Here is a 25741-nt window from a genome sequence, read left to right on the forward strand (position 1 = left end):
CTAGGGAGAGTATAGGGTTCATTCTCAAAGGGCGATCGGCTTTCTCACCATTAGCTGCTAACTTTAACACTAATCGTTAATCCCCCAGACCCAAATGCATATCGCTTGGCTTGGAAAAAAAACCCCTTTCTGTGGCAATGTTACTTACTCTCGTGAAGTCACCAATGCTCTTTTAGATCGAGGACATCAGGTCAGTTTTTTCCATTTCGCTCAACAAGAAGCGGTAGAAGAAGCGGAAAACCTACATCAAGTGGAGTCGGATCTGGCCCTTAAAGCCGGGAAGGGCTGGCCGGTTGCCGCCTGTGAAGTCTCGTTACCTTGTCTTTATAAGTCCACGATCTATACCATTCCGACTCCAAAGTCGCGGAAGGTGTTGACTCAGGCATTACGGGACCTCAGACCGGATTTGGTTCATGCCTCCCTTACCCTGTCCCCTCTGGATTTTGTCCTGCCGGAGATTTGTGAAGAGTTAAATTTGCCCTTGGTGGCGACGTTTCACCCGCCTTTTGCTCACCACCGCTCTCGGCGATCGGGACGGCAACATTTGCAACATCTGACCTATCAACTGTACGCGCCGTTTCTGCCGAACTACGATAAAACTATCGTTTTTTCTCAGCTTCAGCGGGAGTTACTGGGCAAACTCGGAGTCCCCAGTCGGCAAGTGGCGGTGATTCCGAATGGGGTGGATGTCCAGAAATATTCCCCAGGATATTCTCAGATTAAGTCGGAACTGAACGCCGATCGCCTGTTTGTCTACCAGGGTCGGATCGCGATGGAAAAAAATGTGGAAGCGCTTCTCAAGGCGTGGAAGCAAGCGGACCTCGGTCCGAGTTGCAAGCTGGCGATCGTTGGGGATGGTCCCTTGGCTCCCTCGTTGCAAGCCTATGCAGGTGCAGAACACAATGTGATCTGGTTGGGATATGTGGCGGATGAACAGCGCCGCATTGAGATTTTACAAGGGGCAGATGTGTTTATTTTGCCCTCTTTAGTGGAAGGACTTTCCCTGTCGTTGTTAGAGGCAATGGCCTGTGGTTTGGCTTGTATTGCCACAGATGTCGGTGCAGATGGAGAAGTGCTCGCCGAGGGTGCTGGAGTGGTATTGTCCGCCCAAGGGGTGACCACTCAGCTCAAAACGCTCCTTCCCCTGTTTAAGGATCAGCCGGAGTTCATCACCCAACTGGGCCGAAAAGCCCGTCAGCGCGTCCTCGATCGCTATACCCTCAGTCGGAATATTTCCCAGTTAGAACTGATGTATGAGGAGATTTTACAGGAGCGCCCAATGCCGGTGACGCAGTGGGCGTAAGATAACCTCCCTGTTCTGGTGTGGCACGACCCCAACCCTCGCCCGCCCTTGCGGGCTATTTTTATGGCAGTACAATTAAGAAAAAGTATGGAGTAACCCGCAGATATACATGAATCCTGCCACGTTAAGTTCATCCCGTTTAAACCCTAACCTTCCCAAATGGCAACCGGCCACTTGGGAGGACTATTTAGCTTATTGTGACGCTGAAAATTTCGAGCTTTGTGGAGCTTTTTATCATCAAGGATATCTGTTGATTGATACGGGGAATGAAGGCATTGATCATGCCCGAGTTAATAACCTGTTTACCATGCTATTTTTTCTGTGGTTTTCTCAGCGCGGGCAAATTTGGGATGATTTAGGCGGCTGTGTGTTGGAAAAGCCACAACAGCAAGGGGCCGCACCCGATCGCCTGGTTTATATTGGGGCCGGGTCTCCCCAATGGCAAGCGGGAGAACGACGTCGGATTAATTTGGATATCTGGCGGGTTCCCGATTTAGTCGGTGAAGTTTCCGATACCACGTTGGCAACAGATCTGGATGAAAAAAAACAGCTTTATGCGGCTTTAAAAATTCCCGAATATTGGGCGATCGATATTCAAGGTAAGCGGGTGATTGCCTTTTGCTTACAGGAGAATGGCAAGTATGAACAAGTGAACTTTTCTTTAGCCCTTGAGGGATTACCCATCGCCTTATTATCCCAAACCCTAGAACGCTTAACTCACGAAACCAATGGCACAGCGGCTCAATGGTTCGCTCAACAGATTGCTAATATTTAGTAAATACCGACGTTTTAAACAGGGATAAATTGCATTAAGTTAACGAAAAAACTCGGTTTCTTGTCCCTCGGTGAAGGTTAGAAACCGGGTTTTTTCCAAGTTTCTGCTAAGTTGCATTATAGCAATTTTCACATTTATGAGATACCGCTATTCGATCCCCCCTAGCCCCCCTTAAGAAGGGGGGGACATGGAAAGTCCCCCTTTTTTAGATGGAAAGTCCCCCTTTTTAAGGGGGATTTAGGGGGATCGTGAATGTACTTCACCACCAAGAGAAAGGCTATCAGTTAATGCAAAAACCCGGTTTCTTGTCTCTAGTCCGAAGTAGAGGTTTTTTCCGTTACTCGTTGTGCGGTTCGCAGGATTTGTCCGGCTAAAATTGCTGCACCATAGCCATTATCAATATTGACGACGCCGACACCAGCAGCACAAGAATTGAGCATGGTTAACAAGGGCGCTAACCCATTGAAACTGGCTCCATAGCCGATACTGGTGGGAACGGCAATGGTGGGTGCATTGGCTAAACCGGCGACGACGCTGGGTAATGCGCCTTCCATCCCGGCGACGACGATTAAGACATCTGCCTCGGCGATCGCCCGCCAACTGGCAAGTAAGCGATGAATTCCGGCAACGCCGACATCCCAATACCGTTTGACTTCAAACCCCGAGAGTTCGGCAACGATCGCCGCTTCTTCTGCTACCGGGAGGTCCGCTGTACCGGCGCAAAGGATGCCGATTTTGCCCGGATATTTCGCCGTGGCGGAGGCGATCGCTGTGGAACAGATGCGAGCGGTGGGATAATAATACAACCCATGTACCCGCTCCTCAATCTCTGCAAACACCTCGGGCGTAATCCGGGTTGCCATTACTACCGGATGATGCTCTCGCATGGAAAGTATAATATCAGCGATTTGTTCCGGCGTTTTTCCCGGACCCCAGATGGTTTCAGGAAAGCCGGTTCGCAACGCCCGATGGCGATCGATTCGGGCAAAATCCCCCACTGGCTCAAATCCGAGATATTTTAACTCTTCTACAGCAGTTGATGGACTCATTTTACCGGCTGCAACGGCTTCTAATAGGGATTGGAGCGTTTCGGGATTCATGGGTGGGTGTTAATCGTGCGATGCCATTAAGTTGAGGGTTTTTGCCCTAGAAATTGCCATTTTACCAGACCTCTATTCCTCCAGTCGCAATTCATAAATATTCCAAAATGCTCCCCCTATACTAGAATACTGCACCCCTTTCACCCGATTCCGAACTGCTGTCATTGATAGTTGATTGACTAACTGAATCACGGGTAAATATTCTTGGGTAATCCGCTGGGTTTCGACATAGATTTCTTTGCGTTTGGCTTCATCAATTTCCTGGGAACCTTGAATATAAAGATCGCCCAGGCGTTGTTCCCACTCCGCAATTTCTCGTCCGACTAACGGGGTTTGCCCAGTTTGTGGCGGTTGGTTGAACATATGCAGTCTTCCTTCGGGAGACCATAAATTAGAGGACCAATGGGGTTCGGTTCCGCCTCCAAATCCAATGATTAGGGCTTCCCAATCTAGGGAATCGGATAATTTGGTAATCACCGCGTTCCAAGCGAGGGGTTGGAAATCCACTTGGATTCCAATTTGACTCAGGTTTTGCTTGATTTGAGCACCCATTGCTTCGCGAATTTTATTCCCGGCATTGGTAATTAAGGTAAAGCGCACCCGGTTCCCTTCGGAATCTAAGAGTTGACCTTGGTTGTTATAAGTAAATCCCTCTTCTTCTAAAAGTTGGCGGGCTTTTTCTACGTTGTAGTCGTAAACTTTTAAGCCTTCTTCTGGGGAAAGATAGTAAGGACTTTGGACGGAGATATGAGAGTTTATGGGGCGGCCCAGACCTTGGAAGGTATTCTCAATCATGGTTTCACGGTCTGTTGCATAGGCGATCGCCTGCCGGAATTTCACCGAATTAAACCAGCGGGACTTAATTGGGTCCACTACGGGACGATTGCTATCCTCAAACCGACCTTTATTTAAATTAAAGGTCATAAAGGTGATTCCCGGGGCCGGTTCCAATTCATATAAAATCTTAAAGTTATTTCGTTCCTCTTGCTTTTTCAGTAAAGAAAAATCTTCCGGTCTGACGGAAATACTATCCAAAATTCCCGATAAAAATTGGACGACTCCGGTATCCTGAGATTCAACCACTTCCCAAGAAATTCGCTCAATATAGGGCTGAGGATTGCGCCAGTAATAGGGGTTTTTTTCAAAGAAAACTCGTTCACTGGGGCGGTAAGTAGCGAGTTTGTAAGGACCATTGACAATAATTTCTTCTGGGGGAGTATTAATGCCCCAGGTGGAGAGGAAGACGGGATTTCCTTCCCGATCTAAGGTTTCCACAGATTCGCGCAGGGCATGGGCGGGTAAAATGGCTAATCCGGCGGCTCTCAGGAAGGGGGCAAAGGGTTCGACTACGGTAAATTCTACCCGGCGATCGTCGAGTTTTCGGACGGTGGGAAAGGCGCGACTTTCGCCAATCCGCAGCACATCAGCGGTACTGCTGGGAATTTTGCTATTAAAGTAAATGTCGTTATAGGTAAAAACCACATCATCAACGGTCAAAGGTTGACCATCAGACCATCGCAAATTTTCTCTTAAGGTAAAGATAATTTGTAATCCATTTTTGGAGATTTCCCAGGATTCGGCGAGGATGGGTTCGACTTCTCCGGTGAGCGGATTTTCGGTGACTAATCCTTCATAAGTATATCCAAAAATATTGGGCGATTCTTCACTGAGGGCGTAGTTAAAGGTTTTGGGGTCGCTGAGAATACTTAATACTAAGGGGGTTTGGGCAGCGGAGGTTTTAAATTGAGCGGGATTGCATGAGGATAAAGAAATTGCGACTAAAAGGGTGAGGGCGATCGCCACTCCCTGTTGCCAATATTTTTTAATCATAATTGAGAGGCTCTCCTCCGAGGTATTTTAAGAATTTAGGGTGATGTTTTATTGTAGCGATGGCTTTAGGATTGAGACACTAATAAGGTGACGGCATAGGCGGCAATTCCTTCTTCTCGTCCGACGGGGCCTAGTTTTTCGTTGGTGGTGGCCTTAATTCCGATGCGATCGCCTTCCATATTCAAGACTTGCGCAAGGCGATCGCGCATGGCGGAAATATGGGGTTTTAATTTCGGTCGTTCCGCCACGACGACGGAATCAATATTCCCCACTTCCCATCCCCGTTCGCGAATCAGTTTATGCACCTGTGCTAACAAGTTTAAACTATCGGCCCCCGCCCATTGAGGATCACTGGGGGGAAAGTACAGTCCAATATCCCCTAAACTCAAGGCCCCGAGCATAGCATCCATAATCGCATGAGTCAGCACATCCGCATCGCTATGACCGAGTAATCCCAACTCATGGGGAATCCGGACGCCGCCGAGAATTAACGGGCGATCGCTCACGAGTTGGTGGATGTCATAACCATTGCCAATCCGAATGTTCATCTGCTAGTTGCCTTGTTTTAGGGTCACTTTACTTTACCAGATTTGTCCCCCAGGGAGATATATAGTCCGTTGTGGCTCATCAAGATAGCGAGCCAAATCCTCCCAAAGAAAGCGGGGACTCCAGATAGGGAGCATTTTGCTCGCACTCCCAAGCTGCTCTAGTTGGGATCTCTTGGTCCAAGATGCTCCCCAGAAACCCGGTTTCTAGGCCCCGAAACTGATCTCAAAGTGAGGAAATGAACCGGGTTTTTGTGCCTCAAATATATAATTTGCCTGAAATCACAAAAGAAAAAACAATGTATCTCTTACTAAGGCTATTTTTGAAGTAAATTACCGTTTGGATTTACGCCGTTGACGAGCTTTCATCTGAGTCAACCCTAAATCACTGCGGAGGCGATCAAGATCCAGATCCACGGGATCTAGTGGGCCAGATTTGACTGGGAATGGGGGATGAGGAGTTGTCTTCCGTGATTTTCGCCGTTGCTGCGCCCAAGACTCATAGCGGTAAAGACCCGTAGCGATCGCAAACCACACCGTTGCCATTCCAAAAAAGAGACGGGGACTCACACTATACCCTACTTGACGTCCAAATACCCCAGCTAATTCCAAAGTCAACGAGTCCCCCAAAACCGCAGAAAGTATAGAAAAGACTAAAACCAGGGTTCCTCCCGTGACTACGAGGGAGAGGAAGAGAGCGACGAAGAGTGATACAAATAAAACAATTAATCCATTGACTCCTTCTCGCCAACTGTGCCAGCGCAACTGCACCCAAGGAATGGGTTGACCCTGCCATCGGCAACGCATCCATTCCAGCAGGCGGTAAGAATAGGCTATTCCCAAAAACAGAACCACCGGAAAAAATAAGGGAAAAGGCTGGCATAAGCGCCCAGATACAACAGCAACTCCAGCCAGAAACGCGGTTTTAAAACCCGAACTTAGCCAAATCATGGTTTCATCCCGTTGCCCGGATTCAGTAGATGGAAAGGACTCATTGTAACCCCTGACGAGCTGCGATCGCAAGTCTGTATCCCGTTGTTGGAATTCAGAAGATAGCAACAGCTACAGCGCACAAAATGAGAGCGATCGGCGGCAATTTTCATAGCTTAGCGCCCGAGTGAAAACCTGACAATGACCGTTATAAAAAAATCTTTTATTGAGTACCAATCTAGTCTAAATTAACTAAATTCAATTTATTTCTTTGCTCTTTCATTTCTACTATGATTTGAAGTTTTTGCATAAATTCATCGGTTAACTGGGAAAATGCTTTGGCCCCAATGGACGTGGGATGAGTTAGAAAAACGGGGAGGAAACTATCCACCGCTTTAGAAACATTGACATCCATTGGAATTCTAGTTTTAAAAATTTTGGTTTCTCCAAAATCATCATGGACTCGGCGCATGACTTGTCGGTAATATCTACCTGTGAGTAAATTTCCAGACATAGTAAACACAATTCCCACCATTTCTAAATCAAGGGGATTTTCGTTTTTATAAATTTCCCTAAGTTGGTTGATTCGTCTTTCTAACAACTGAATTCCAATCAGAGATAGCGGTTCAGGTTTGGCAGGTAGAAGATAGTAATCACTAGCAACTAAGGCGCTTCGAGTCAATAAATTGTAACCGGGGGCGCAGTCTAGGATGATGAAATCATAATCTTTCATGACTGGATCTAAAATTCCCCGGACTAAAATTTGCTCTAATTTAGTCCAAACTTCTTCAAAGTTATCTTTACCGAGACGCAAGGCTTTTTTGTGGAGGACTTCGGATACCATGAAATCATCATAAATTTCTAAGTCCCCGGGCAAGAGGTCTAATCCTTTAACAGTGCCGATATAGGGTTTAATAATATCTTGAATAGGTAATGATTTTTGGTCAATGGGTTGAATAAAATCATTGACTAAATGCTTTAAGGTGCGTTTTTCTTTCCGCAGTTTAGAAAAGTCGTGAGGAGAGACTAAACTGAGGGTGGCGCTAATTTGAGTATCCAGATCTACGACTAACACTCGTTTTTGATAATCTTTGGCTAAACAGGCGGCTAGGTTAACGGTTAGGGTGGTTTTTCCGACGCCTCCCTTCATATTGATGGTTGAGATAATGTATGCCATGCCGTGAGTTCTCCTGAGTTTGATGCACGCTAGGACTAATAAGCCCCCTCGGTTATCCCCGTTATTATAGGGGGTGATGGGTCTAATCCTTTGGGGGTTGTACCCCTTAGAGGATTTTTTTCCATCACGACACCACCGATGGCACTGGGGTCCGGAAATGAGAGCAATCTCCAATATCACGCTGCTCTACCCCAATTCCATAAAAAATTCTAAAAATGATAACATATCGAGTTTAATGGAACTTTCCCGGAGAGGCGATCGCCCCTGTACCCTCACCGGATCCCTTGATGATGCGCTTCTGGCAAATCTGCAATCTTTAATTGACAGTTTTTATCAAAAGAGTTTCTGCGCCCAGCAATTAACCCCACCCGAAAATAGGGTGGAACCCAATTGGTTATCCCGCCTGACGGGATGCCTGGTTTATCCTATCCTCAGCCGTCGTCTTGTAGCGGATGACCCTAGACTGCTGCTTAATCCGCCCGGACATACTCGCGTGCTGTAAAGTCATAAAGGCATTGAGGTCTTCCAAATCATATTTGGCACTGAGGAGATCTCTAAGCTGCTCCTCAGCTTCCACCGTCAGATAACCCATTGCCAATGCTTGTTGCACAATGTCCCGGATACGAATCATAGTCAGGTTCCTCTTCTGTTCTTTAATGACTGTAGTATCGCCCTTTCCTCAAAGCTTCTCAGTGACGAGCATTTCCTGATTTCTGTGATGTTTCCTACCCTGGATAGTGAGGCGTTTTCCCGTATTGAGGTGATGACACCAAACTCGTGAGGTGATGGCGATCACAATCCGATTGTTTGTCCCCTTTCTACAGACCCAGATCTCTTCCTCCGTGGGGAGGAGATTGGCTGGGGTCTAGGACCCTGACCGGGACGGAGCGATCGCCTCTGCCCACCCCTGGATTCCAACCCAGAATCCCCCGCGAAATCAATGGTTTATCGGCGATCGCCTCGTCCCCGTAAAACACCCTAAACCCGCAAAAAAGCAGACGAGTTGTCCCCCCTTCTGCTACAATTAGTTTAGCCTTGGGGCTGTGGCTCAGTTGGATAGAGCAAGCGCCTCCTGAAGCATCGGGCACCTTGGAGGAAACTCCAGGAGTGAATGTGGTCAAATTCAAGAAAGCCTAAGTCTGTTTTCCCCTTTCCAATCGAAAGCCAGGTAACAGATAGGGTAATCTTGAGCCAAGCCTTTGAACGGCTAAACAACAGCAGGCACCGGAAAGAATTGACTTTTGATCCGGTCCCCCTCTGATTCGAGCTGTCAAAGGAAGGTGCAGAGACTGGTTTGAGAGAGCCCTTAGAGATGGACTTAAATGTCACATCCAAAGTAGAACAACGCGGCGTTTTAGTGGGGATGTTATTGGGTCAGGGAAAAAGAAATCAAAACAATTTCTATATTCCCCATCGAGCCACCCAAGAGAAGTACGTTTTGTTTAAAAAACAACTTCTTGAACAAATCACCCAACAGCCGGTTAGCATCCGACCTCGAACCACCAACCGGGGAGAGGAAATCCTCCGTTTAGAACCGAAGTTGATTCCCTTAACTCGGGTCTTGGTAAGGAAACTCTATTGCGGCGGGATCAAAACCGTCACCGCTAAGTTTCTGAACCTCTTAACTCCCGCCGGAATCGCTTTATGGTTTTTAGATAGAGGGTCCAAGTCCTTTAAAAAAAGGAATGGGAAAATTCACGCCCTAGAAGTGTATCTAAACACCGGCCTCTCCAAAAGCGAAAATGAAATCATTATGGATTATTTTTCGGAAATTTGGGGATTTAAGTGGGGGCTGAGTAAAACTTCGGATGGTTATCGACTCAGAATGGGGACTCAAGAGGGAAAACGATTTCTCGGTTTCATTACCCCTTACGTCCCGGAGAGTCTACGCTACAAAGTAAAAACCTCCTCAAACGTAACGGCCACCACCTACGGACCGCAAGTCTAAGGTGAAGGAATAGTCCAGAGAGTGAGGAAACTCACACAAATCTGAAGCGCTAGGTCGCCGGTTCAAATCCGGCCAGTCCCGTTCTCTGTTAGTCTATATTACGAAAACTTCCACCCGGTTCGTGGATCACGAACTGGGTTGCTTGTTCGGTGACTACTGCATCAATAGTTGGTAACTAGAGATATGTTGTTGAAGATCTGTCTGAAAGGAAGACTTCACGGGAGTGCAAAAACGAAGCGGTCCCCAGGCAGATCTTTGGTAGGGCTGCTGTTGGGATTGTCCCTGCTGGGCGCGATCGCCTACAAACAAATCAGAAACTATATTGATACCCCCCAAGCCTTGTTAGTCTTGGGGGGAGCTTTAGAGCGAGAAGAATTTGCCGCCGAATTTGCCCGAAAAAATCCCCATTTAAAAATCTGGGTCTCGGGAGGCAGCAATCCAGAATATGCCGAATGGGTATTCTCCCAAGCGGGGATTGACCTAGAACGGGTGCATTTAGACTATCAAGCTCAAGATACCGTCACCAATTTCACCACCCTGGTGGATCAGTTAAAGTCCCAGGGGATCGAGAGTGTGTATTTGATTACTTCCGATGATCATATGCGCCGTGCCCAAGTGATTGGGGAGATTGTCTTAGGGAGTCGGGGGATCAGCTTCAAACCCCTCCCCGTCCCCTCGGGTCGATCGCCCGAGCCCATAGAAAAAGCCATTCGCGATGGGGCCAGAGCCATTTTATGGCTCACCACCGGACACACCGGGGCCAGGTTTGCCCCATCCCACGGGGAGGAGGATTAGGGAGGATGGGGGAGATGGGGAGGATGGGGGAGATGGGGAGGATGGGGAGATGGGGGAGACTTACAAGAATAGGTTTTTTACATTTAACTCCATCTCCGGTTCCCTCCCCTTAGCAAGGGGAGGGTTAGGGTGGGGTTCTTTTTGGGCGATCGCTACATAACGCACTGTTTAAAGATTAAGCGCCTGTATGGGTGCTGGTCCAACCTCTTTTTTCGTGACTTGGATCTTGCCACGTCACGAGCACCTCACCCACTAATTCTTCCTGACGTGGCGCAGGCCACGTCAGGAAGACCCCACCCTAACCCTCCCCTTGCTAAGGGGAGGGGACCGGAGATGGAGTTAATCTAAGGAGAATCCCCTTGCACTTAAAAAACATACTCTTGTAAGCATCCTCCCCATCCTCCCTATCCTCCCCTCATCGGCCTAAATCATGTAACCCATGAATTACCTCAACACACTTCTGAGTGATCGCCTCCAACTCCTCTCGCTTCGTGGAAGATGGGGCGGGGATCACCTCGCCGATGCGGATAGTTACCGGAACGGGTTTGGGAACGATGCTGCCTTTTTTGACGATCGCCTGAGTTCCCCAGAGACTCACTGGTAATATAGGTACTTTAGCCTTAGCTGCAATTAGGGCAGCACCGAGTTTGGGGTTGTGAATGCGACCATCGGGACTGCGGGTGCCGTCTAAGAATAGCCCTGTTGCCCAACCGTCTTCTAGGGAAGATAGTGCCGATCGCATTGCTGCGCGATCGCTCTCTCCCCGACGGACTGGATAGGCCCCATACAAAGAAATCACCTGTTTTAAACCCGGAACCTGGAATAACTCTTCCTTTGCCATAAAAGCAACCGGACGGTTCATACAGCTAGCCAGAATCGGAGGGTCGTAATCACTGGCATGATTGCTCACCACCACCAGAGGGCCGGACAGGGGCACATTTTGAGCGCCATAAATCCGTCCCCAAAAGTAGGTATGCAGCATGGGGCTAATCACAGACCACTTTAACAAGTTATACAGAATTAAGCTGGCAACAGGTTCGCGGGTTTTTTCCACAAGAAATCAGCAATCAACAATGAGGAATGGAAACTAAGGAAGGAAAAATGAGGAATTAATACCAAATCCGGCAGTCAACGACCTGTTTTCTCCATGACGCTGCGTAGGCAGGCTTTGTCCCTATAGCCCCACCCTTGAGGGTGCGGGGTTAAAACAAACTCCGTCTGTTTTGGAGAAAATTATGCCGGTAAGTCAGCCGCTGTGCTGATATTCTCGACGGCTAAATCGGAACAGGCGCGTTTGATTAAATTAGCCAAAACCTTGCCCGGTCCAATTTCGACCACGCTTTCGATGCCTTCTTGGGGGAGTTGTAACATGATTTCCCGCCAGCGCACCGAACCTGTCATCTGCTTGGAGAGACGCTGTTTTAACGCCTCAGCTTTGGTTTCCGGGGTGGGGTCGGTATTGGACAGAACCGGAACGATCGCATCGGTAAAGGGAACGGCATCGAGAGCTTTTTGGAACTCAGCTTGTGCGGGTTCCATGAAGGGGGAATGATAGGCCCCGGCGACATTTAATTTGACTGCCCGTTTGACTTTGATGGCGGCAATTACGGACTCTACCGCTTCGGGAGTTCCGGAAATCACCACCTGTCCATCGCTGTTGTCATTGGCGAGGACGACATCAGGAGTGGCACTAATTTGAGCGTCAAGCTGTTCCCGGTTGAAGCCTATGAGGGCCGTCATTTGACCCCCGGCGACGGTATTCATTAATTCAGCGCGATATTTGACCAGTTGTAAACCAGCTTCAAAGTCAAAGACACCGGCGGCATAGAGGGCGACATATTCGCCTAAACTATGACCAGCAACGAGGTCTGGTTGTTGATGGCGATCGCGCATTAAATCAACCAGAATGCTTTCTACAACATAGAGACTCGGTTGCGTGTAGAGACTGCTGCTGAGTTTATCTTCGGCGTTGGTGCAAATGTCCAAAACGGACCAGCCGAGAATCGTCTCAGCAGCGGCATATTTTTCTTGAGCAATGGGTAGGTTTGCTAAATCTACACCCATGCCTAGGGCTTGGGAACCCTGTCCGGGAAACACCCATGCTGTTTTTGTCATTTGTCAATTGGTCGTGATTATTAGGTCAAAAAAGAGAGGGTAAAGAAGTTGGCTCATACCCCATTTGGTTTTTAAAAGCCCGTTTGTGCCTAGCCTGCGTCATAGCAGGCTATAGCTTGATCGCCTTCCGGCGAGTAAGCCCGACTGTAAAAGCCCCACTCTTTTCTACGGGAACGCTACACCGTTGGGGAAGCCTAGAACTCTATCAATTAGCCCCATTCAAAAATGGCAGAGCCCCAAGTCAGTCCCGCACCAAAACCGGCAGCGGCAATGACATCGCCGGGTTTAATTTTGCCTTCGCGGACTGCTTCATCCAAGGCGATGGGGATAGAAGCGGCGGAGGTGTTGCCATAGTTGGCGAGATTGCCCAGGACTTTATGAGTGGGAATCTTAAGTCTGACGGCGACGGCATCGAGAATGCGCTGATTAGCTTGATGGAGCAAGAGCCAGTCCACGCGATCGACCGGGATATCGGCGCGATATAAGGCTTTTTCAATCACTTCTGGTACTCGTTTGACGGCGAAGCGGTAGACTTCTTTCCCGTTCATTTGGATGAACTGGTAGGAGCCTTGGCCGACTGAAACCTTTGGAGTGAGGGCTTTCTCTTGGGGTTGGAAAGCCAGAGTCAGACAGTCATTTTGGGTGCCATCGCTGCACAACTCAAAACCGAGGAGGCGATCGCGAGTGGTATTGGCTTGCATAACCACAGCCCCCGCGCCATCGCCAAAGAGAATACAGGTACGGCGATCGCCCCAATCCACCCAGCGCGAGAGCACATCTGCCCCAATAACGAGGACATTTTTGTAGACCCCCGTGCGGATAAATTGGGCAGCGGTGACGAACCCAAACAGAAACCCAGAACAGGCAGCGGTGAGGTCGAAGGCGACGGCCCCAGTTGCACCTAGATTGGCCTGAATTTTGGAAGCACTGCCAAACAGGTCATCTGCCGTTGAAGTGGCCAGAACAATCAAATCCAGGTCTGTGGGTTGGAGACCGGACATAGCGACTGCCTTGGATGCCGCCTGAGTTGCCAGATCCGTGAGGGATTCTTCCACAGAAGCCACGCGTCGGGCTTGAATTCCCGTGCGAGACTCGATCCACTCATCGGAAGTCTCCACCATCTGACAAAGCGCTTGATTGTCTAGGACGTTCGCTGGAGTCGCTGAACCGCTTCCTGTAATTGCAATGCCTACCCCTATTTCTTTCAAACTAGATTCTCCCTCGGTCGGTTCTTGAGTCATACGCGGTTGTTTCGAGTATCCAAAGGCGCGATCGCAGCCAGATCGGTGTCGTCAACTTTTAGCCGTCAACTTTCAGCCGTCGGTTCGGGTACTGTCGTGAGCTGCTTTTGTGATTCAAACTGAGATTGCATTCGATCAAGCACATTGTGATCGATCGCATCTTTTGCCAAGCGAATCGCATTATAAACCGTGGGGCCTTGGGAACTGCCATGAGTAATAATGCAAATTCCGGCTACTCCCAATAATAAGCCGCCACCCCGTTCCACATGATCGACGCGTTGCTTAAACCGTTTCAGACTCGGTTTTAACAGGGTAACCCCCATTTTCCCCATAATTCCCTGGGTCAACTCTTCTTTGAGAATGTTTAAAACAATTTCCCCAAGACCTTCAGCGAACTTCAAGACGACATTGCCGGTAAAGCCATCACAGACGATCACATCAAAGTTACCCGACAGAATGTCGCGACCTTCCGCATTCCCAAAAAAGGGAACCAATGGATTGTCAACTAACATCTGATGGGTGCGAACGGCCTGATCGTTGCCCTTGGAGGGTTCTTCGCCGATATTGAGTAGTCCGACCTTCGGTTCTTCTACCCCCAAAACGTATTGGCTGTAAATCGTTCCCATCACCGCAAACTGTTCGAGGAACTTGGGACGACAGTCCACATTCGCCCCCACATCCAAAATCAGAACGGATTTATTAGGAACAATAGTCGGAAAAATGGCACCAATAGCTGGCCGGTCAATTCCCGGCAGCCGCCCTAAATGTAATAGGGCCGCTGCCATTGCCGCACCGGAGTGCCCTGCTGAAACAATGGCCTGAGCTTGGTTCTTTTTCACCAATTCCATAGCCACTCGAATGGAAGCGTTGCGCTTCCGTTTTAAAGCGCTTAAAGGCTCCTCGTGCATTTCCACTACTTCCTCAGCCGGAATAATTTCCACCTGATTCAGATTGGGGAAATTGGCGTCTTTTTGATGTTCTTTGATGCAGGAGTCGATCTTTTGAGGATCGCCGACCAAAAGAACATCTACGTCCAACTCAGAGGCGGCTTGAAGCGCACCCGTAACGATTGCTGCAGGGGCATTATCCCCGCCCATAGCATCTATAGCGATCCGTGCCCGTGAAGATCCCATTGATCGAAGTCATAGAAACCTTACAAATTTTACCAGAAGCCTTAAACCAACGCATAACTCTTCTGAACCGTTTCTAGGGATAATTTTTTTTTGGGTATTTTTCCGGGGAAGGGGTTACTGGGTGCAGCCTTGGAAAACCCGGTTTAGAAGGGAAATCTGGGTGTTTATGAAGTGGCGATCGCCCCCCTGATTCCAGGCGTCTTTTTAGGGTATCGCGTACAAAACCTTGTAAAAAGGATAAAGAACGCTTGAAGAATTTGTGGTAATGCTGGATTTACTCAGTTCCGGTTTGCTCTCGGTGTGGTTGGATATGACGGGGCTAAAACTCTCTCGGGAAAATGCCGTGGAGTTAGTCCTAGGACCCGCGATTCCCGGCTATGTTCTGGCAGAGATCGCCGATCCACCCACCGACCAACAGGTGCAGCAATACTTGCAGGGATTAGTCGCCAAGGGCCTCCAGAGGGAAGGGCAAGGGGTCTGGGTGCAATCGAGTCATCAACTCCTAGCGAATCACCAGGGGACAGTTCCCCTTCCTGCCGCTTCAATTACAAAAGTTGCCACCTCGTTAGCTGCTTTATTAACTTGGGACATCGATCATCAATTTGAAATCCTGATAGGGACCACGGGCAAAATTGTCGATGGGGTCTTACAAGGGGATTTAATTGTCACCGGAGGAGATGACCCCTTTTTCATTTGGGAAGAGGCGATCGTCCTGGGAAATACTCTCAATCAAATGGGAATTCGTCAGGTGACGGGTAATTTAATTATTACCGGCAACTTTTCCATGAATTTTTATGAGAATCCCGAGGTGAGTGCTGAAATGTTGCGGGAGGCACTCAACGAGAGTCTGTGGACTGAGGAGGCGGCCCAAGCCTATTGGCAAATGGCACCGGGGACGCCGAAACCCCAAGTGGCGATCGCCGGACAAATTGCGATCGCTGACAAACCCATTCCCAACCAAACCCTCTTAGTCCGCCATCGGTCCTTGCCCTTGCGTGATCTGTTGCAACAAATGAACATTTACAGCAACAACGTCATGGCCCAAATGTTAGCCGATGCCTTGGGCGGAGTCAACAAAGTTCGGAAACTCTCCTCAGAAGCTGCCGGAGTTCCCCTATCAGAAATTAAACTGATTAATGGGTCTGGTTTAGGACAAGAAAACCAAATTTCTCCCCGGGCTGCTTGTGGAATGTTTATGGCAATTCAACAACTTTTACAACCCCAAAACCTCACCTTAAGTGACCTCTTTCCCGTTTCGGGTCGGGATGGCGGAACAATGGACTACCGAGCGATTCCCGGGGGTGCAGTTGTAAAAACTGGCACTTTATGGGATGTCAGCGCCCTGGCTGGAATTCTCCCCACCCAGGATAAAGGGTGGATTTGTTTTGCCATTCTCAACCGAGGCAATTATTTAGATGGATTTCGACAAGAACAAGATAAACTCTTAACCCGATTTTTACAGACCTGGCAGACGAAACTACTTCCTCCGTCAGCAGTTCATAACCTGTTTGATGGGTATTCCAGTCAAGGTCATTTAGATGCCGTTAAACGCAATGAAATTTTATTTGAATATGGGGGATAACCTCTTAGCAAATAACTCTATACCAGGGAATTTTAAAATTATTAACTTCCTTGAATTAAGGTTGTTTTGTCTGACATCTCCTTACCCCAGTTAAGAAACCCGGTTTCTGATCCCCATCGGTGACAATTAGCAAAAAATTGGCAAGAAACCCGGTTTCTGACTTCTTGACTTGAGGACTCCCAAAAATAAGCGCCAATACCTGTCAGGATATCGAGTGCTAGTGGCTAACAGTCCTCCCGCCGACCCAAAAGCCAATAGGTCATCATTTCTCCTCTTCCCTTGACCTTGATCGTACCTCTTGGCTCTAGTAAGTATTTATTATGTAATTTGAGATAAGTCGCATCGGTGACTTGAATGTATCCCGGTTTCCCGTGGGATTCCATCCTTGAGGCGACATTCACTGCATCACCCCAGAGGTCATAGATAAATTTCTTAATCCCAATTACTCCGGCAATTACAGGACCCGTATTAATCCCGATCCGAATTTGTAGAGATTCCCCAAAAATATACTCCACCTCTTGCATATAGGCGCGCATATCCAACGCCATGTTAGCGATCGCTTCAGCATGATCCGGTCGAGAAACGGGTAAACCACCCACTACCATGTAGGCATCCCCAATGGTTTTAATTTTTTCTAAGCCATACTTTTCAGTGAGTTGATCGAAGGCCGAAAAAATTTGGTTCAAACCTGCTACCAATTGCATCGGCTCTATTCGTGCTGAAATAGTAGTAAAACCTACGATATCCGCAAACAAAATCGTGGCTTCTTCAAAATGTTCAGCAGGGGATTCATTAGTCCGTATGAGGCGCTCGGCAATTTCCGCAGGTAAGATATTCAAAAGTAATTGTTCTGACCTTTCTTTTTCTTGGCGCAGTTCTCCAGTTCTTTGATCCACTCTAGCTTCCAACTCTTCATTTGCCAAATGGATGGCATCAAGAGAATCCTTCAGTTGTCTGGTCATGCCGTTAAAAACATTGGCTAATTTGCCAAGTTCAACGATGGAACTAACCTCCACTTGTTGGTTGAGATTGCCCTGCGCGATCGCTTCCGAAGCAATAGTGATCCGCTCCACAGGACGGATAATCCGGCGAGCGGTCAGGATACCCAACACAATTACCAAAATCAAAGTTGCTAAACAGAGCAGGATTGTAGTCTGAGTATTGGCATTAATCTGCTCCATAAAATCTGCTTCTGGAATAGTCACCACCACTAACCAATCAATACCTTTACTATCTCGAAAAGGATCGACTCGGACAAAATAATTTTGACCATCGACGGTAAATTTCAGTTGATCAGATGCTTGGATATTTTTAAAATCATGAAACTGCTCTAGCAAAGCTTGACTCGCTTTTTGGGTGATGGCATTGCTACTATTGACAACCTTGAGTCGTTCAGTTCGTTGGGTTGGCGGTTGGGCACCCTTGTCTGGGTAAGATTGAAAGGGCTTTTCCCCTGTAGAGGTGGCAATCATTTCTCCAGAACGTTCCAGAATAAAACTTTGTCCAGTTTTACCGATTTTAAGTTGGCTTAAAAAATCCCCAAACATTACCAGATTTAAGCTGGTCATCCACACTCCTTGGAGATCTCCAGTTTTGGTATATATGGGTTTGCCAGCCCCAATGTATAGGTATTTACCTGTAACGTGACTAAACACTTTCCCCCAAAAAGCTTGCTTTTGCTGGACTGGAATTGTATAGTAGGAGCGTTTGCGGGGGTCAAAGTTAGGTTTCCCGACGTTGATAATTTTCCGGCGTTCCCCCTCTGGACTGGCGGTATAGGTAATCACAGCGTAGTTAGTTTCTACCTCCGAAGCACGGATGACGAGCTGGCCATCATCCTGCCGCTCACCAAGAAACATCTCCTGATTGGCGGCAACAAAAACTGTGGTAGCAACAAGAGGAAAGGCAGGGAGTTGTCCCCACAAAAACTTCTCTACGTCTCTCCCATTATTAAGATCGATGCGGTTTTGGCTCAGAGCTACATCATAGCTTTCAAACGATTGAAAGGGAATAGCAACCAGATAAGTTAGATTTTGCTTGATGCGATCGCTAATATCATTCCGCAACTGAGTAGCTACATCATTTACTGCTTTTTGACCGTTTCTATAGGAAAGATAACCAACAACAGCCACTGCTCCAAATGTTTGGACCACAAATGGAACAATTAGCATGATTTGTAGGGGAACTTTCCTGAAAAATCCAAGTGATAAGGACCTTCTTGATTTACCCAGCATAGCGACTTCTTCCGACATGGATATCTACCATAAGTTAAGAGGAATTTAATTGGCATTAATGAAACAGTCCTAGGGATTTGGGAGTGGTAGGGAAAAGGAATCCATTATTAAGATGGGGCGGGAATTGCATCACACCACTCCCCCAGGCTGTGTCAGTCCAGATTGAACTCAGCGACTACATAAGCTCTAACATACTATTCTCCTCTTCTGCTTGACCATCTTGATCTACGGTATCTATCTGCGGCACAGGTGTAGATTCTTGAATCAGTTATTCTAGCCAGCCTGTCTTAGCGTCCTTTTCTAAAGGTTAGACTAAGGGAGTGCCACTTAGGAAAGCCTTTTAACAGTGGCTCACCTGCTGGTAGGCCAACTTTGGCTTAGTCTAAACTCCAGATAAAAAGCTGAAAGCCTTTAGACTGCAGAACTTTATTACATTTATGACAACCGGATCCTGTACCCGTGTTATTTTTTTAAAATCCTCACTAATTTATTGCATTAAATCGGGCTACTATTCATCAGTAACCTGAGTAGAAATGCTGGAAATTTTCATCTTCCAACTGGGATTATTCTTGAACAAAACTTCAAAAAAAGCTATAATATTGAGTTTGGCAGTCAAAGGCGCGATCGCGTCGGAGACCTGACCCATCATCTAGCCTCAAAAAAGGGTAAAGTCAGCCGTGGTAGTACAAGCGTCCAAAAACACAACCTACGAAGCCAAAACTCAAGAAATTGCCAAGCAACTCCTGGCGGCAACCCAGGAAAAGCGCTCATTTTTCGCCCAACTGCAAGACCAAATGCGCTGGGATGATAAAATACTCGATTGGGCGATGAGCAACCCCGGTTTACGGGTCCAGCTATTTCGCTTTATTGACTGTCTCCCCGCCTTACGAAGCAAACCAGAAATTGCCCGTCACTTACAAGAATATTTGACGGTGGAAGAAGTCGAACTCCCCGACGCCCTCAAAAAACTAATTGGGTTTAGCGGAGGGGACTCAGTTCCCGGTCAAATTGCCGCTACCACCGTATCCACTGCCGTAGAAACCCTGGCACAAAAATACATTTCCGGGGAAAACATTAAGCAAGCCCTCAAAACCATTGAACGTCTGCGGAAGGACAAAATGGCCTTTACAATGGACTTGCTTGGGGAAGCAGTGATTACCGAACCTGAAGCGCAATCTTATTTAGAACGCTACCTCGATTTGATGACTCAGCTAACCGATGTAGCTAAGAAATGGTCTAAGGTTCCTCAAATTGATGAAGCGGATGGGGAAACCATTCCCCAAGTGCAGGTTTCAGTCAAATTAACGGCATTTTATTCCCAATTTGACCCGATTGATGCGGAGGGCAGTGAAGCGCGGGTTATCGATCGCATTCGCACCCTCCTACGTCACGCTAAAACAGTTGGGGCAGCGGTCCATTTTGATATGGAACAGTATCATTATAAAGACCTCACCCTATCCATTCTTAAGCGATTGCTGATGGAAGAAGAATTCCGCACTCGCACGGATATCGGAGTTACCTTGCAAGCCTATTTACGCGATAGTAAGCAAGATTTGCAAGGATTGATTGACTGGGCGAAAGAACGGGGAAATCCGGTGACGGTGCGCTTAGTAAAAGGTGCATATTGGGACCAAGAAACCATTAAAGCGATTCAAAAACATTGGCCACAACCTGTTTATAATGATAAAGCAGCAACCGATGTTAATTTTGAACAGATGACCGAATTACTGCTAGAAAATCATGAGTATCTATATGCGGCAATTGGGTCTCATAATGTCCGATCGCAAGCCCATGCGATCGCCATTGCCCAAACCCTGAATATCCCGCGCCGTCGCTTTGAAATGCAAGTGCTTTACGGCATGGGAGATAAACTCGCAAAAGCCTTAGTACAACAGGGATACCGAGTGCGCGTTTATTGTCCTTATGGGGATTTACTCCCGGGGATGGCGTATCTAATTCGTCGCTTGTTGGAAAATACCGCTAATAGTTCATTTGTGCGGCAAAGTCAGGAAGATCGCCCAATTGAAAGCTTAATCGGACCCCCCCAAACGAATGGAGATGAGGCGATCGCCATTCACAATAAAGCCTTACCCAATGCTGCACCCGATCGCGATTATGCTAAGACGAAAGAACGGGAAGAAGCAGCAGCGGCATTAGCCTCCGTTCGTCAACAATTGGGTAAAACTTATTTGCCTTTAATTAATGGCGATCGCGTCAATGCGCCGAATATTGTTAATTCTGTTAATCCCTCCAATCCTAGCGAAGTGATTGGCAAAATTGGGTTAATGTCCGTGGAACAAGCCGATCAGGCGATCGCTGCTGCAAAATCCGCCTTAACTCAATGGCGCACCACCCCCGCAGGCGATCGGGCGAACTTGCTTCGCAAAGCCGGAGAATTAATGGAACAACGCCGCCATGAATTATCCGCCTGGATGGTATTAGAAGTCGGCAAACCCTTACGGGAATGTGATGCAGAAATCTCCGAGGGAATTGATTTTTGTCGCTATTATGCCGATGAAATGGAACGACTCAATAGCGGCGTGAATTACGATGTCGCAGGAGAAACCAACCGCTATCATTATCAACCTCGGGGGATTACCGTTGTTATTTCTCCTTGGAATTTCCCCTTTGCCATTCCCGTTGGCATGACAGTTGCTTCCTTGGTTGCTGGAAATTGCACCTTGTTAAAACCGGCGGAAGTTTCATCGGTAATTGCTGCTAAATTTGCCGAAATTTTAGTAGAAGCGGGAATCCCGGCAGGAGTTTTTCAATATATTCCCTGTAAAGGTTCAAGCGTGGGTTCTCATCTTGTAAAACACCCGGATGTGAATACCATTGTGTTTACCGGGTCCCAAGAAGTCGGCTGTCAAATTTATGCAGAAGCGGCAATTTTGCAACCGGGACAAAAACACCTGAAAAAGGTGATTGCGGAAATGGGTGGCAAAAATGCCGTGATTGTCGATGAAAGTGCGGACCTCGATCCAGCAGTGGCAGGGGTGGTGCAATCGGCGTTTGGATATAGTGGACAGAAATGTTCGGCTTGTTCGCGGGTGATTGTGTTAGAACCCGTGTATGAAACCTTTGTGAATCGGTTAGTGGAAGCGACGCGATCGCTGAATGTGGGAGTGGCTGAGGAACCGAGTACCCAAGTGGGACCCGTGATTGATGCCAATGCACGCGATCGCATTCAAGGTTATATTGCCAAAGGGAAAGCCGAGGCGGAATTAGTCCTAGAAATGGCAGTTCCTCAGACAGGTTATTTTATTGGACCGACAATTTTTAGTAATGTCAAACCCGATGCTGCGATCGCCCAAGAAGAGATTTTTGGTCCCGTATTATCGGTAATTCGGGCTAAAGATTTTGATGAAGCGTTAGCCATTGCCAATGGCACGAATTTTGCCTTAACTGGCGGGTTATATTCGCGGACTCCTTCTCATATTGAGCGCGCCTACGCCGAATTTGAAGTAGGGAATCTCTATATTAACCGGGGGATTACCGGGGCGATCGTGGCGCGGCAACCCTTTGGTGGGTTTAAATTATCGGGAGTGGGTTCCAAAGCAGGAGGACCGGATTACCTCTTGCAATTTTTAGAACCCCGTCATGTGAGTGAGAACGTCCAGCGGCAAGGATTTGCGCCGATTGAAGGCGTGGATTAAGGAGGATTGAGAAGTCTTGCAGACTGGCGGGGTTTTGAACCCCTGCCAGTTGCTGCGATACAAGTTTTTTTCCGCTATGAAAGGGGGAAACGACTTCAGTCGTGACGTTGAACTTCTCCCCCATCCTCCCCATCCTCCCCATCTCCCCCATCTCCCCCATCTCCCCCATCTCCCCCATCTCCCCCATCCTCCCCATCTCCCCCATCTCCCCCATCTCCCCCATCTTCCCCATCCTCCCCATCCTCCCCATCCTCCCCATCTCCCCCATCCACCCCAACTCCCCCATCCACCCCAACTCCCCCATCCACCCCAACTCCCCCATCCAGACTATGAGACAATCAAGAGAGCAATATTCACCGCTGTAGCCGGAGTGTTCCAGCAACTCCCAAGCCTATCATGTCCAAAACAGCCGTTATCATAGACGGGAAAGCCGTCGCTGAAAAGATTCAAGGTCAACTGCGATCGCAGGTGGAAGAGTTAGCACAGAAAGCCAGTCGCCCGCCTGGGTTGGCGGTTCTGATGGTGGGGGATAATCCTGCCTCTGCTGCTTATGTTCGCAACAAGGAACGGTCCTGTGTAAAAGTGGGAATCGCCTCCTACGGACGACATTTCCCCAAGGAAACAACTCAAGAAGAATTGATGCAGGCGATCGCCGAACTCAACGAGGACGATCGCGTTGATGGAATTTTGGTACAACTGCCGTTACCGAATCATCTGGATATGGTTGCTGCCATTAATCACATCCATCCCGATAAAGATGTGGATGGATTGCACCCGGTGAATTTGGGACGGTTGATGCGCGGGGAACCGGGATTATGTAGTTGCACTCCGGCTGGAGTGATGGCCCTGCTAAGAGAGTATGGCATTGATCCCAAAGGCAAACAAGCGACAATTGTCGGGCGCAGTATCCTGGTTGGCAAACCGATCGCCTTAATGTTGTTGGCAGCGGATGCAACAGTCACAATGGCGCATTCGCGATCGCCGGATTTAGGCGCAATTACCCGCAATGCCGATATCCTAGTGGTGGCCGTCGGACGTCCTGAACTGATTACCGCTGATATGGTCAAACCCGGGGCGATCGTCATCGATGTTGGCATCAACCGCGTCACCGATTATGAAGGCAAATCCAGGCTAACCGGGGATGTCAACTATGACTCCGCCAAAGATGTGGCTGGATTTATCACCCCAGTTCCCGGCGGGGTTGGACCCATGACCGTGACTCTGCTGTTACAGAATACTGTAGAGAGTTATATCCGGCGCTTAGGATTAGAGTAAAGACTGATTTTTGAGAGAGGGAGTTCTAAGGGAGCCAAAAGTAGCCCCTTAGAGCTCCCTTTTTCGCCCTATGATTTTCCAAAAAATTCAAGTGGTAAAAATACCTCAAACCCTTACAATAGTTTGAGACTCCAGGAGCAGCAAGCGGCCAAAGTTAGCCCGGTTGCCAGGTTTAGGGTCAGTCGCCTAGATCACTTGTAAACGGTGCCAAAAGCAGCGTAAGCTCATCATCAATGCCAACCGCCTCCAGCGGTGGAATCGTCAGCTCATAAGACAAGTACGAGGAAGGAAGGGATGGTTTTAACCAACGATACGGATTCCGCGAGGAAACAATCCGAATTTGATTTATCAACGTATTTAGGGGAACGGCAGGCTTTGGTAGAAGCTGCACTGGACCAATCTCTGCCGATCAAGCCCCCAGAAACAATTTATGAAGCGATGCGCTATTCCCTGTTGGCGGGTGGCAAGCGTCTCCGTCCGATTTTGTGTTTAGCCAGTTGTGAACTGGTTGGGGGTACGGTGGAAATGGCGATGCCAACCGCTTGTGCTTTGGAAATGGTGCATACCATGTCCTTAATCCATGATGACCTTCCGGCGATGGATAATGATGATTATCGCCGGGGTAAGCTGACGAATCACAAGGTTTACGGAGAAGATATCGCGATTTTGGCGGGTGATGGGTTGTTGGTGTATGCCTTTGAAGTGGTGGCAACTCAAACTCAGAATGTTCCAGCACCTCGGGTTTTGAAGGCGATCGCCCAATTAGCTCATGCATTTGGGGCAGAAGGGGTCGTTGGGGGCCAAGTGGTAGACTTGCAATGCGAAGGCAAAACTGATACCACCGTGGAAACCCTCCATTTTATCCACACCCATAAAACCGGGGCTTTACTCGAAGCCTGTGTGGCTTGTGGGGCGATTTTAGGTGGCGCTTCTGATGAGGATTTAGAACGACTCTCCCGGTATGCCCAAAATATTGGGTTAGCCTTTCAGATCATTGATGATATTCTCGATATTACGAAGACTCAGGAAGAGTTGGGCAAAACCGCAGGAAAAGACTTACAAGCGCAAAAGGCAACTTATCCGAGTATTTGGGGGTTAGAAGAATCGACCAGGCAGGCTCAAGCCTTAATTGAGCAGGCTAAGGCAGAATTGGCGAGTTTTGGAAATAAGGCTCTCCCCCTCCTCACCCTCGCGGACTTTATCACCAACCGCAGTCATTAAAAGGCGCTAAACACCATGCAGGAGATCGGCAATATCATCGACAACCGCGTGCTGCTGGTTGCAACCCTAGCCTGTTTGATCGCTCAATCAGCGAAGTTAGCGATCGAACTGGCGAGAAATCGCAAGTTTAATTTTCGTATTCTAGTGGAAACCGGCGGAATGCCCAGCGCCCATTCGGCGTTGGTTACGGCGTTAGCAACGGGCATCGGACAAACCGCAGGCTGGAATAGTACCGAGTTTGCCCTGGCTACAATTTTCGCTGTGATCGTGATGTATGATGCCGCCGGAGTCCGACAAGCTGCCGGAAAGCAAGCGCGCATCCTCAACCAAATTGTGGATGAGTTTTTTAGCGAAGACCACGATTTGAATGAAGCCCGTTTAAAGGAGCTCCTGGGTCACACTCCGTTTCAGGTGATTGTCGGGGCAATTTTAGGGGTTTGTATTGCCTATATCGCAGGTCAAACCTATTGAATAACCGAACTAATGGGAGACTAAACCCGTTTGAGCCACCTCTGGTCCCCTCCCCAAAACAGGGGGGAGGGAACCGGAGACTGCATTAGTCCAACTGAACGGTGCTGTCTAATAAAATTACGTTACCGCTATCTACGATAGTTGCAAAAAAACCGCGATCGCTCAGGGTTTGCAAGAGTTCATTGGCCCGGTTTTGTTCTCTGGTCGATGTGGCTAACAGATAAGGTCTTTGTCCATAGGACACTAATCCGATATCGGTTCTCAAGATTTGCCACAACTCCGCAGCGACTTGGGGATTACTGAAAAAATCCACCAAGACGGCATAACCGTTTCCCAGGGGTTGCGGATTGTAGGCCCCGGCTGAGGGGACGACCGGGAGAGGACTGGGGGTAGCCGCTACACCCGCAGGA

Annotated in this window: 23 protein-coding genes and 1 pseudogene; 9 read left to right on the forward strand and 15 right to left on the reverse strand. The window is 48.2% G+C overall.

Going from position 1 to position 25741, the window contains the following annotated elements:
• The first annotated feature begins 94 nt into the window (after window positions 1-94).
• Window positions 95-1303, forward strand: coding sequence for a glycosyltransferase family 4 protein (locus NG792_RS20900; RefSeq protein ID WP_261236678.1), 1209 nt, complete (start codon window positions 95-97; stop codon window positions 1301-1303).
• A gap of 109 nt (window positions 1304-1412) precedes the next feature.
• The gene (locus NG792_RS20905) at window positions 1413-2078 is read left to right on the forward strand and encodes a Uma2 family endonuclease (protein WP_261236679.1); all 666 of its coding nucleotides are present in this window, start codon (window positions 1413-1415) and stop codon (window positions 2076-2078) included.
• A gap of 311 nt (window positions 2079-2389) precedes the next feature.
• Here NG792_RS20905 and larB read toward each other — a convergent pair whose 3' ends face one another.
• From larB to NG792_RS20940, 7 genes are all read right to left on the reverse strand, one after another.
• Window positions 2390-3178, reverse strand: coding sequence for a nickel pincer cofactor biosynthesis protein LarB (larB, locus tag NG792_RS20910; RefSeq protein WP_261197243.1), 789 nt, complete (start codon window positions 3176-3178; stop codon window positions 2390-2392).
• 72 nt (window positions 3179-3250) lie between these two features.
• Entirely contained in the window at window positions 3251-5008 is a 1758-nt protein-coding gene (locus NG792_RS20915; RefSeq protein WP_261197244.1) for an ABC transporter substrate-binding protein, read from the reverse strand.
• A gap of 65 nt (window positions 5009-5073) precedes the next feature.
• Window positions 5074-5556, reverse strand: a complete 483-nt coding sequence (ispF, locus tag NG792_RS20920; protein ID WP_261197245.1) for a 2-C-methyl-D-erythritol 2,4-cyclodiphosphate synthase — start codon at window positions 5554-5556, stop codon at window positions 5074-5076.
• Window positions 5557-5886: 330 nt separating this feature from the next.
• The gene (locus NG792_RS20925) at window positions 5887-6612 is read right to left on the reverse strand and encodes a hypothetical protein (RefSeq protein ID WP_261236680.1); all 726 of its coding nucleotides are present in this window, start codon (window positions 6610-6612) and stop codon (window positions 5887-5889) included.
• A gap of 109 nt (window positions 6613-6721) precedes the next feature.
• On the reverse strand, window positions 6722-7660 hold the full coding sequence (locus tag NG792_RS20930; RefSeq protein ID WP_261197247.1) for a ParA family protein: 939 nt from the start codon (window positions 7658-7660) through the stop codon (window positions 6722-6724).
• Between the two features lie 394 nt (window positions 7661-8054).
• Window positions 8055-8291 carry a hypothetical protein gene (locus tag NG792_RS20935; RefSeq protein WP_261197248.1) on the reverse strand — a complete coding sequence of 79 codons (237 nt, stop codon included), beginning with the start codon at window positions 8289-8291 and terminating at the stop codon, window positions 8055-8057.
• Window positions 8292-8478: 187 nt separating this feature from the next.
• The gene (locus NG792_RS20940; RefSeq protein ID WP_261236681.1) at window positions 8479-8748 is read right to left on the reverse strand and encodes a hypothetical protein; all 270 of its coding nucleotides are present in this window, start codon (window positions 8746-8748) and stop codon (window positions 8479-8481) included.
• Between the two features lie 224 nt (window positions 8749-8972).
• On the opposite strand from NG792_RS20940, the gene NG792_RS20945 reads away from it, so the two are divergent.
• A complete protein-coding gene (locus NG792_RS20945; protein ID WP_261236682.1) occupies window positions 8973-9608 on the forward strand; it encodes an LAGLIDADG endonuclease in 636 nt (211 codons plus the stop codon).
• A 183-nt stretch (window positions 9609-9791) separates the two neighbouring features.
• The gene (locus NG792_RS20950; RefSeq protein ID WP_261236683.1) at window positions 9792-10403 is read left to right on the forward strand and encodes a YdcF family protein; all 612 of its coding nucleotides are present in this window, start codon (window positions 9792-9794) and stop codon (window positions 10401-10403) included.
• A gap of 415 nt (window positions 10404-10818) precedes the next feature.
• On the opposite strand, the gene NG792_RS20955 is transcribed toward NG792_RS20950, so the two are convergent.
• The 4 genes from NG792_RS20955 to plsX form a co-directional block, all read right to left on the reverse strand.
• Window positions 10819-11457 (reverse strand): lysophospholipid acyltransferase family protein, encoded by a 639-nt coding sequence (locus NG792_RS20955; RefSeq protein ID WP_261197251.1) that lies wholly within the window; start codon window positions 11455-11457, stop codon window positions 10819-10821.
• Between the two features lie 179 nt (window positions 11458-11636).
• Window positions 11637-12518 carry an ACP S-malonyltransferase gene (fabD, locus tag NG792_RS20960; protein WP_261236684.1) on the reverse strand — a complete coding sequence of 294 codons (882 nt, stop codon included), beginning with the start codon at window positions 12516-12518 and terminating at the stop codon, window positions 11637-11639.
• 209 nt (window positions 12519-12727) lie between these two features.
• Window positions 12728-13759, reverse strand: a complete 1032-nt coding sequence (locus tag NG792_RS20965) for a beta-ketoacyl-ACP synthase III (RefSeq protein WP_261236685.1) — start codon at window positions 13757-13759, stop codon at window positions 12728-12730.
• Between the two features lie 65 nt (window positions 13760-13824).
• The gene (gene plsX, locus NG792_RS20970) at window positions 13825-14892 is read right to left on the reverse strand and encodes a phosphate acyltransferase PlsX (RefSeq protein ID WP_261197254.1); all 1068 of its coding nucleotides are present in this window, start codon (window positions 14890-14892) and stop codon (window positions 13825-13827) included.
• Window positions 14893-15157: 265 nt separating this feature from the next.
• On the opposite strand from plsX, the gene NG792_RS20975 reads away from it, so the two are divergent.
• Window positions 15158-16474, forward strand: a complete 1317-nt coding sequence (locus NG792_RS20975) for a D-alanyl-D-alanine carboxypeptidase (protein ID WP_261236686.1) — start codon at window positions 15158-15160, stop codon at window positions 16472-16474.
• 224 nt (window positions 16475-16698) lie between these two features.
• Here the strand turns inward: NG792_RS20975 and NG792_RS20980 are convergent, their stop codons facing one another.
• Window positions 16699-18645: an adenylate/guanylate cyclase domain-containing protein gene (locus NG792_RS20980; protein ID WP_261197256.1), complete on the reverse strand. Its 1947-nt coding sequence runs from the start codon at window positions 18643-18645 to the stop codon at window positions 16699-16701.
• 571 nt (window positions 18646-19216) lie between these two features.
• Window positions 19217-19357: a hypothetical protein gene (locus NG792_RS20985; protein WP_261236687.1), complete on the reverse strand. Its 141-nt coding sequence runs from the start codon at window positions 19355-19357 to the stop codon at window positions 19217-19219.
• Window positions 19358-19385: 28 nt separating this feature from the next.
• Between NG792_RS20985 and pruA the strand changes: the two genes are divergently transcribed.
• On the forward strand, window positions 19386-22364 hold the full coding sequence (gene pruA / locus NG792_RS20990; protein ID WP_261236688.1) for an L-glutamate gamma-semialdehyde dehydrogenase: 2979 nt from the start codon (window positions 19386-19388) through the stop codon (window positions 22362-22364).
• A 95-nt stretch (window positions 22365-22459) separates the two neighbouring features.
• Here the strand turns inward: pruA and NG792_RS20995 are convergent, their stop codons facing one another.
• Window positions 22460-22702, reverse strand: coding sequence for a hypothetical protein (locus tag NG792_RS20995; protein WP_261236689.1), 243 nt, complete (start codon window positions 22700-22702; stop codon window positions 22460-22462).
• A gap of 58 nt (window positions 22703-22760) precedes the next feature.
• On the opposite strand from NG792_RS20995, the gene folD reads away from it, so the two are divergent.
• From folD to NG792_RS21010, 3 genes are all read left to right on the forward strand, one after another.
• Window positions 22761-23639, forward strand: coding sequence for a bifunctional methylenetetrahydrofolate dehydrogenase/methenyltetrahydrofolate cyclohydrolase FolD (gene folD / locus NG792_RS21000; RefSeq protein WP_261197262.1), 879 nt, complete (start codon window positions 22761-22763; stop codon window positions 23637-23639).
• Between the two features lie 294 nt (window positions 23640-23933).
• On the forward strand, window positions 23934-24860 hold the full coding sequence (gene crtE / locus NG792_RS21005) for a geranylgeranyl diphosphate synthase CrtE (RefSeq protein ID WP_261197263.1): 927 nt from the start codon (window positions 23934-23936) through the stop codon (window positions 24858-24860).
• A gap of 15 nt (window positions 24861-24875) precedes the next feature.
• Window positions 24876-25331 carry a divergent PAP2 family protein gene (locus NG792_RS21010; RefSeq protein ID WP_261197264.1) on the forward strand — a complete coding sequence of 152 codons (456 nt, stop codon included), beginning with the start codon at window positions 24876-24878 and terminating at the stop codon, window positions 25329-25331.
• An 85-nt stretch (window positions 25332-25416) separates the two neighbouring features.
• Here NG792_RS21010 and NG792_RS21015 read toward each other — a convergent pair.
• A pseudogene (locus NG792_RS21015) lies at window positions 25417-25741 on the reverse strand (hypothetical protein); the annotation flags it as partial.

The organism is Laspinema olomoucense D3b (assembly GCF_025370785.1).
GTDB lineage: Bacteria > Cyanobacteriota > Cyanobacteriia > Cyanobacteriales > Laspinemataceae > Laspinema > Laspinema olomoucense.